The 7,835-nt window shown below is 66.1% G+C and carries 8 protein-coding genes and 1 pseudogene; 5 read left to right on the top strand and 4 right to left on the bottom strand.

Features of this window, described 5'->3' with window-relative positions; genetic code table 11:
* Positions 1-875: cytochrome P450 (locus GNX96_RS13855; RefSeq protein ID WP_163568391.1), on the bottom strand; the 875-nt coding region annotated here is incomplete at its 3' end.
* Positions 876-963: 88 nt separating this feature from the next.
* On the opposite strand from GNX96_RS13855, the gene GNX96_RS13850 reads away from it, so the two are divergent.
* A complete protein-coding gene (locus tag GNX96_RS13850) occupies positions 964-1,569 on the top strand; it encodes a TetR/AcrR family transcriptional regulator (RefSeq protein WP_163568390.1) in 606 nt (201 codons plus the stop codon).
* On the opposite strand, the gene GNX96_RS13845 is transcribed toward GNX96_RS13850, so the two are convergent.
* The 3 genes from GNX96_RS13845 to GNX96_RS13840 form a co-directional block, all read right to left on the bottom strand.
* Positions 1,479-2,195, bottom strand: a complete 717-nt coding sequence (locus tag GNX96_RS13845) for an alpha/beta hydrolase (protein ID WP_279580280.1) — start codon at positions 2,193-2,195, stop codon at positions 1,479-1,481. The two genes, GNX96_RS13850 and GNX96_RS13845, sit on opposite strands and share 91 nt — an antisense overlap.
* Positions 2,162-2,353: an alpha/beta fold hydrolase gene (locus GNX96_RS63445; RefSeq protein ID WP_390624003.1), complete on the bottom strand. Its 192-nt coding sequence runs from the start codon at positions 2,351-2,353 to the stop codon at positions 2,162-2,164. The genes GNX96_RS13845 and GNX96_RS63445 overlap by 34 nt, the downstream gene beginning before the upstream one ends.
* A 131-nt stretch (positions 2,354-2,484) precedes the next feature.
* The gene (locus tag GNX96_RS13840) at positions 2,485-3,531 is read right to left on the bottom strand and encodes a DNA polymerase domain-containing protein (RefSeq protein ID WP_163568389.1); all 1,047 of its coding nucleotides are present in this window, start codon (positions 3,529-3,531) and stop codon (positions 2,485-2,487) included.
* 147 nt (positions 3,532-3,678) lie between these two features.
* Between GNX96_RS13840 and GNX96_RS63440 the strand changes: the two are divergent.
* The 4 genes and pseudogenes from GNX96_RS63440 to GNX96_RS13825 all read left to right on the top strand — a co-directional run.
* Positions 3,679-3,939, top strand: a pseudogene (locus GNX96_RS63440) (lamin tail domain-containing protein); the annotation flags it as partial.
* Between the two features lie 218 nt (positions 3,940-4,157).
* Positions 4,158-6,065 carry an endonuclease/exonuclease/phosphatase family protein gene (locus tag GNX96_RS13835; protein WP_279580279.1) on the top strand — a complete coding sequence of 636 codons (1,908 nt, stop codon included), beginning with the start codon at positions 4,158-4,160 and terminating at the stop codon, positions 6,063-6,065.
* Between the two features lie 500 nt (positions 6,066-6,565).
* Positions 6,566-6,973 (top strand): peptide-methionine (R)-S-oxide reductase MsrB, encoded by a 408-nt coding sequence (msrB, locus tag GNX96_RS13830; protein ID WP_163568388.1) that lies wholly within the window; start codon positions 6,566-6,568, stop codon positions 6,971-6,973.
* Between the two features lie 100 nt (positions 6,974-7,073).
* A complete protein-coding gene (locus GNX96_RS13825; RefSeq protein ID WP_163568387.1) occupies positions 7,074-7,820 on the top strand; it encodes an ArsR/SmtB family transcription factor in 747 nt (248 codons plus the stop codon).
* The last annotated feature ends 15 nt before the right edge of the window (positions 7,821-7,835 follow it).

The following is a 7,835-nucleotide window of genomic DNA, read 5'->3' as shown; positions in this document are numbered from 1 at the left end:
ACTCGCGGCAGCGCGCTGACGAGGCTGACATACCGCAGCAGCTCCTCGACCGCGGCCGGGATCAGCTCCGGGTCGGCCCGCAACGCGGCCAGCTGCTCCGGATTTTCCAGCAACGCGGCGGTTCCGAGGGTGATGACGTTGGCCGTAGTGTCGTGGCCGGCGATTAACAGAACGATCGCGAAGGCCACCAACTCCTCACGGTCCAGCCGGCCCTGCTTGGTCTGCTCGGCGATCAAGTCGTCGAGCAGACCATCGCCCGGGTTCGCCTGCTTGGCCTTGATGAGGTTGTCGAGGTATTCCCGGAGTTCCATGAACGCCGCCGGTCCTCGCTCCTCATCCAACCGGAGTCGCGACTTTTCCTCGAAAAACTCGTGATCGGCGTACGGCACCCCCAGCAACTCGCAGATGACCATCGACGGGATCGGCAGCGCGTACGAGGCGACCAAATCAATGGGTCCGCCATGTTCTTCCATGGCGTCCAGTCGGGCGTCGACAATGCGCTGGATGCCGGGCTTGAGAGCGGCGATCCGACGTACCGCGAAACTCGGGATGACCATCCTGCGCTGCCGGCCGTGTTCGGGGGCGTCGGTCCCGATCAGCACGGACGGAGCGCTCGCGCGGGCCCGCCGCAGGATCGCCACCGCCGGCGCGAAATTGGGGAAGTTCGGGTTGCCGCGGTCCGACGAAACCCGCTGGTCCGCGAGCAGGGCCCGGGCTTGTTCATAGCCGGTGACCAGCCAGGTGGGCTTGCCGTCGAATAGCCGGACCTTGCGGATCGGCGCCTCGCCCTGTAACTCCTGGTAACCGGCCGCCGGCTGGTACGGGCATTGCCGAGCGAGCGGGAAAGCCGGCAGATCTGTGGTGTCGGTGGACATATCACCCTCCGTAAGAAACGATACGTATCCAATGAGGGCAGTGTAGACTCGGCCAATAAGAAACGCAACGGATCTAGTGAGGGCAGCTATGCCAACCGAGGCCCCGACCGCGTCACGGCGGCGCGGCGAGTTGCTGGAGCGGGCCATTCTCGACGCGGCCTGGGCGGAGGTACTCGAGGTCGGCTACCCGAAACTGACCATGGAGGCGGTGGCGGCCCGCGCTCAGACCAGCAAACCGGTCATTTACCGCCGCTGGCGGACCCGTGCCGCACTGGTGCTCGCGGCGATGCAACACAGCCTGCCCGGCTGGGATGATCTGCCGGACACCGGCAGCCTGCGGTCAGACCTGATCGCCCTGCTCCAGCGAGTGGCGCACCGCTTCGATCTGGTCCCCGGCGACCTCATTCCGGGGCTGATCACCGAAACCTTCAGCGACCCGGAGTCGGCCGCGGCCGTGCGGGCTCAGATCACCTCTTTCGCCCGCGCCCGGATCTTACGGCCAGTTCTGCAGCGAGCGGTGGCCCGCGGCGAGATCACCACGACCGAGATCAGCCCGCGGCTCGCCCGCCTCCCCTTCGATTTGATGCGCAATGAATCCATGATTTACGGCATGCCGGTGAGCGACGCGGCCATCGCCGAGATCATCGATGAAGTGGTCCTTCCCGTACTGGCGGCTACTCCGCGAGAAAGCTGAGCAGGTGCGCGGTCGGTCGTCTCCTCAGGCGCTTCCTCGGGGAGAAAATGGCCTGCGGAGACCGGGAAACCACGGAAATCGTCGGCCCAAGCGCGCCAGATCTGCACTGGGTCGTACCAGGAAGCCACCGCACCGGTGGCACTCCAGAGCGCCAGTACGGGGCAACTGATCCGGCGCTGACCGCGATCAGCTTCGTCGTGCTGGAAATCCAGCGTCGCGGCCGCGCGGTATTCTTCACAAATAGCGTGCACAGTCGCCGGGTCACGGAATTTTTCGATATATTCGGCGCGAATATCGGTCGGAAAAAAATCGATCTCAGCTGACCACGCATCGAGCATGTGGTTGACGAAAACGTCCGGCGCACCGGCGATCAACGTTTCCGGCACCGGCTCCGCGGCGGCCAGGAAGGACCACACCCAGAATCCGAGGCTGAAATCCTTGTCGGCGAGCCGAAAGGAGTCACCGGTCGGGATCACGTCGAGCACCGCGAGGCGGTCGACGACGTCCGGATGGTCAAGCGCCATCCGGTAGGCGCACCGCGCCCCACGATCGTGCCCCACCACGGCGAACTCGCGAAATCCCAGCTCCCGCATCACTTCCACCTGGTCACGGGCGATTTCCCGCATACTGTACTGTACGGCGAATGATCCGGCGCACTCGCCGGTTTTCCACTGTCACCGAATCCACGCAGGTCAGTGGCGATCACCGTGTACTCGCGCGCCAACTCGGGCGCCACCCGATGCCACATGAGATGCGTTTCCGGAATTCCGTGTAATAACAGCACAGCCGGCCCGGCACCACCCCCCGCCGCCCATGAATCGTCGCGCCGGCCGTACGAACGTCGAATTCCTCAAATCCCTCGAACACGCACCTCATTCTCCCCGCACCCCCGGCGACCGGTCCAGTTGGCAGGAATTATTCCGTGGCGGCTTCGGGTTCGGGAGTTTTGGCGCGGGAGGGTTGAACGCGCATCGGCTCGCCTGGCATTTTGGGGTAGTTGGGCGGATAAGGCATGTCAGCGAGGCCCTTGTCCGCCTCATCTCGCTCGTACCATTCCAGCAAAAGGCTGATGTCGTACGAATGGTCGTCGATCGCGCTGTGCAGATCACCGAGGGTGGCGAACCGCGGCGGCATGGTGACCATGGTGAAGTCCGCCGGCTTCGCGTCCGGCAACTCGTCCCAGGTGAGTGGCGCGGACACCCAACCGGCCGGGTTGCGGCGGACGCTGTACGCGCTGGCGATCGTCCGGTCCCGTGCGTTCTGGTTGTAGTCGACGAAAATCTGCTCCCCACGCTCCTCTTTCCACCACGCGGTGGTGACCCGGCCGTCGGCGCGCCGCTCAATCTCCCGGGCCAGCGCGATCGCCGCGTGCCGAACCTCGGTGAACGTCCAGCGCGGCTCGATCCGGACGTAGATGTGCACGCCACGGTTGCCGCTGGTCTTCGGAAAACCGGTGAAGCCGAGCTCGGCGAGCAGCGGTTGGACGTACTCCAGAGCGACGAACCGGGCATCCTCGAAGGTGGTGCCGGGCTGCGGATCGAGGTCGATCCGCAGCTCGTCCGGATGGTCGGTGTCCATCGCGCGGGCGTGCCAGGGATGGAAGGTGACGGTCCCCTGGGTCGCGGCCCACGCCACGTCGGCGACCGACTGGGTGCGCATCGCGTCCGCGTGCCGGCCGGACGGGAACATGATCCGGCAGGTCTGCAGCCACTCGGGCGCGTGCTTGGGCACCCGTTTCTGATAGATCTCGTCGCCGGTCACCCCGCCGGGAAACCGCTGCAAATAGGTCGGCCGATCGCGCAAAGCGCGGACGATCCCGTCTCCGACCGAGACGTAGTAGTCAAAGAGATGACGTTTGGTTCCGTGTTCGGAGCCGAGATCCGGAAAATACACCTTGTCGGGATTGGACAGACGAATGTCGTGCCCATCGACCTCTATTTCCTCGGCTGGCGTTGCTGGCATGGCGTTACCGTACGCCCGGCAATGCCTATTTTCGCATCGGTAGACACCTAACATCCGCCCAAAGTTCCCACGCGAAGGCGATCGGCCTGGTAGGCAGTAGCGGGGCCAACCCCCGACCCACCGTCCGCTGGCAGCCGAGGAGAACCCGTGCCGGTTTTGTCTGACCGGAAGCGCCACCGCGCATCCGTTGTCGCAGTCTCGATCGGCGCCACCTGCGCCACGGTGGCCGCACTCGCGGTCACCGCCCCCGCACAGGCGGCCTCCACGGACGTCGTCATCAACGAGGTCTACGGCGGAGGCGGCAACTCCGGCGCACCCTTCGCCCGGGATTTCGTCGAGCTCTATAACCCGACCGGCACCGCCGTCGACGTGAGCGCGTGGAGCATTCAGTACGCGGCGGCCGCCGGCGCCACACTGGCAGGTCACCAAGCTGACCGGCAGCGTCGCCGCACACAGCACCTACCTGGTCGCCGAGGCGGCCGGCCAGAACACCGCCGCCCCACCGCTGCCCACCCCGCAGGTGGACGGCAGCATCGCGCTGAGCGCCACCGCCGGCAAGATCGCGCTGGTCACCAACCAGATTCCGCTCAACCAGGTATGCGGCAGCACGTGTCACGCGGGTGCCGGTGTCAGGGACTACGTGGGCTTCGGTACGACCGCCAACGATTCGGAGAGCGCCCACCGCGACGCTCTCCAACACGTCGTCGGCGTCGCGTACGGACGGGGTCGACACCGACAACAACGCGGCCGACTTCACCGTCGGCGACCCGAGCCCGGACAACGCGTCCGGCGGTCCGGTCGAGCCGCCGGTGAGCGCCAAGATCCACGACATCCAGGGCGCCGCCCACACGTCCCCGCTGGTCGGCAAGAAGGTCCAGGACGTGACCGGGGTGGTCACCGCGGTGTCCACGAACGGCTTCTGGATGCAGGACCCGCAGCCCGACACCAACCCCGCGACCAGCGAGGGCGTCTTCGTCTTCACCAGCGGCAAGCCGACCGTGACGGCCGGCAACGCCCTCACGGTGGCTGGCAAGGTGACCGAATACCGGCCCGGTGGCGATCCGAACAACCTGACCACCACCGAGATCAGCGCGCCCAAGATCGAGGTCACCGCCGCGTCGGCGCCGATCCCGGCCGCGACGCTGGTCGGTCCGGGCGGACTGACGGCGCCCAAGGCGGTCCGTACGGACGCACCGTCCGATGTGGAGTCGTCGGCGACTTTTGACCCCAAGCACAACGCTTTGGACTTCTACGAGTCGCTCGAAGGCATGCTCGTGAAGATCCAGAACTCCACCGCGGCCGGCCCGACGAACTCGTACGGCGAGCTGCCGGTCCTACCTGGCGGCGCCGGCAAGCCGAAGACACCGCGGGGCGGGGTCATCTACTCGTACGACAACGCCAACACCGAGATCCTGACGCTGACCGACACGCTCGCGGCCACCCCGAAGGTCAACGTGGGCGACAAGCTGCCCGGTGACATCGTCGGGCCGCTGGACTACAACTTCGGCAACTACGACCTGCTGCCGATGACCACGCCGGCGGTCAAGGCGGTCAACCTGCCGCGCGAGACGACCGCGCCAACGCTGCCCGGCGAGCTGTCGGCTGGCACGTTCAACGTGGAGAACCTCGCGCCCACCGACCCGCAGAGCAAGTTCGATCGGCTGGCGGCTGTGGTGGTCGGCAACCTGCGGTCCCCCGACCTGCTCGCGATCGAAGAGATCCAGGACAACAACGGCACCGGCAAGGGCGTGGTGGCCGCTGACCAGACCTGGGCGAAGCTGATCGCCGCGATCAAGACCGCCGGCGGTCCGGCGTACTCGTACCGGCAGATCGACCCCATCAACGGCAAGGACGGCGGCCAGCCGGACGGCAACATCCGGCAGGGCTTCCTGTTCCGTACGGACCGTGGCCTCAGCTTCGTGGACCGTCCGGGCGGCGACTCCACGACCGCGGTCGCTGTCACCGGCTCACCGGGGCACCCGGCGCTGAGCGTCTCGCCCGGCCGGATCGCGCCAAGTGACGCCGCGTGGACCGCCAGCCGCAAACCGCTGGCCGGCGAATTCCGCTACTACGGACGGCCGCTGTTCGCGATCGCCAACCACTTCGACGCCAAGCTCGGCGACCAGCCGCTGATGGGCCGCTACCAGCCGCCGGCCCGCTCGTCCGAGGTGCAGCGGCACGCGCAGGCGACACTGGTGAAGGGCTTCGTGGACGCGATCCAGGCCAAGGACCGCAACGCCGCCGTCATCGTGCTGGGTGACCTGAACGACTTCCAGTTCTCCCAGACCGCCGACATCCTGACGGCCGGCGGCGGGCTCGTCGACCTGCCGCGTACGCTGCCGGCGAACGAACGCTACAGCTACAACTACCAGGGCAACACAGAGGTGCTGGACCACATCCTGCTCAGCCGCGGCCTGACCCTGCCGGGCGCGTTCTACGACTACGACATCGTGCACGTGAACAGCGAATACACCGACCAGGTCTCCGACCACGACCCGCAGGTCGTACGGATCCTCCCGGTGCTCTGGCACTAACGCTCCGAACGGCCGAAGGGACCTTCGGGGGTGCTGGATGCCTCCGGGGGTCCCTTCGGTTTGCGGCTGCACAATCGGATTCCGATTGTGCAGAGATCTAGACAGGGTCCGGCGCCTCGGCAGTCACATCAGCCCCACCGACAACAGGCCCGGCATAAAGTCCCACACTCGACGAAAATCCAGCTGCACCCCAGCCGACAAACCGAATAAAAGGGGCAACACCGTTCGCTGTCCCACCAAGCGCCGACGGCACCACCAGCCCGAGATCCCAAAAGCCTCGATCGCCACACAGTCACCACCAACCTCACGGGCCCCAATCCGAGGATCCCCCGAACTCGAGCCTGCCGGCTCCCGCCGACAGTTTCTGCCCGGAACTGTCGGCCCCACCAGGGAGGCTCGAATTCGGGGGCGCCAAAATTCGCCGAAGGCAGCAGCATCGTTAGCAAGGCGTAAGAATCGCGTCGGGGCACACCGCTGGACAGCCGAAGTAACCTTGAGATATGACGCAGCCTAAGGTCACCAAAACCGACAAGGAGTGGCGGGAGCAGTTGACGCCGGCGGAGTACGCAGTGCTTCGCAAGGCCGGCACCGAGCGTCCCTTCACCGGCGAATACACCGACACCAAGACCACCGGCGTCTACAGTTGCCGCGCGTGTGGCGTGGAACTTTTCCGCAGTGACACCAAATTCGAGTCGCACTGCGGCTGGCCGAGCTTCTACGCCCCGTCCGACGCGCAGAATGTGGTGCTCATCGAGGACCGCGCGCTGGGCATGCGCCGGGTCGAGGTCCGGTGCGCGAACTGCGACTCGCACCTCGGCCACGTGTTCCATGGCGAGGGGTACGGGACACCGACCGACGACCGCTTCTGTATCAACTCGATCAGCCTGACGCTGGAGCCGACCGAGTAGCGATCCACAAAAAGAAGGGCGCGCCGTTGCGCGCCCTTCTTTTTGCCCTCACGTTTGACAGGCAAGTAAGTACTTGCCTATAGTGGTTCCCGTGCAGGACATGGCCCAGATCTTCCGAGCACTCGCCGACCCCACCCGGCAGCGGCTGCTCGACCGGCTGCACGCCGACAACGGGCAGCCGCTCAGCGCCCTGTGCCGCGACCTGGACATGACCCGACAGGGCGTCACCCAGCACTTGGCGGTGCTGGAGGCGGCCGGTCTGGTCAGCGCGGTTCGGCACGGCCGACAGAAGCTGCACTACCTCAACCCGGTGCCGCTGCAGGAAATCCACGAGCGGTGGATCTCCCGGTTCGAGCAGCCCGGACTCCAAGCACTCAGTGCCCTCAAACGTACGATCGAAGGGACCACCATGGACAAGCCACAGCAGGTCTACGTCACATATATCGCGACCACTCAAGAGAAACTCTGGGCCGCGCTGACCGATCCGGAGGTCACCACCCAGTATTGGGCGCACCGGAACATCTCGACGTGGACCAAGGGCGAGTCGTGGGAACACCAGCGACTGGACGGCTCAGGCGCGGACGTGGTCGGCACCATCCTGGAGGTGGATCCGCCGCGTCGGCTCGCGCACAGCTGGGCGCTGCCGGCCGAGGCCGGCGATCCCGCTCGTACGTCCCGGGTGACCTTCGACCTGGAACCAGCCGGCACGCACGTACGCCTGCGGATGATGACCCACGACGACCTGCCCGCCGACCAGATCGAGGAATCCCGGGACGGCTGGGAGATGGTCCTGTCCAGCCTGAAATCATTGCTGGAGACCGGAAAGCCGCTCGACTTCGGCTGGTGACCAGAACAGGATCGG

Origin of the sequence: Fodinicola feengrottensis, assembly GCF_010993775.1 — a bacterium.
GTDB classification, from domain to species: domain Bacteria; phylum Actinomycetota; class Actinomycetes; order Mycobacteriales; family HKI-0501; genus Fodinicola; species Fodinicola feengrottensis.
This window is presented reverse-complemented; position numbering and strand designations above follow the sequence as displayed.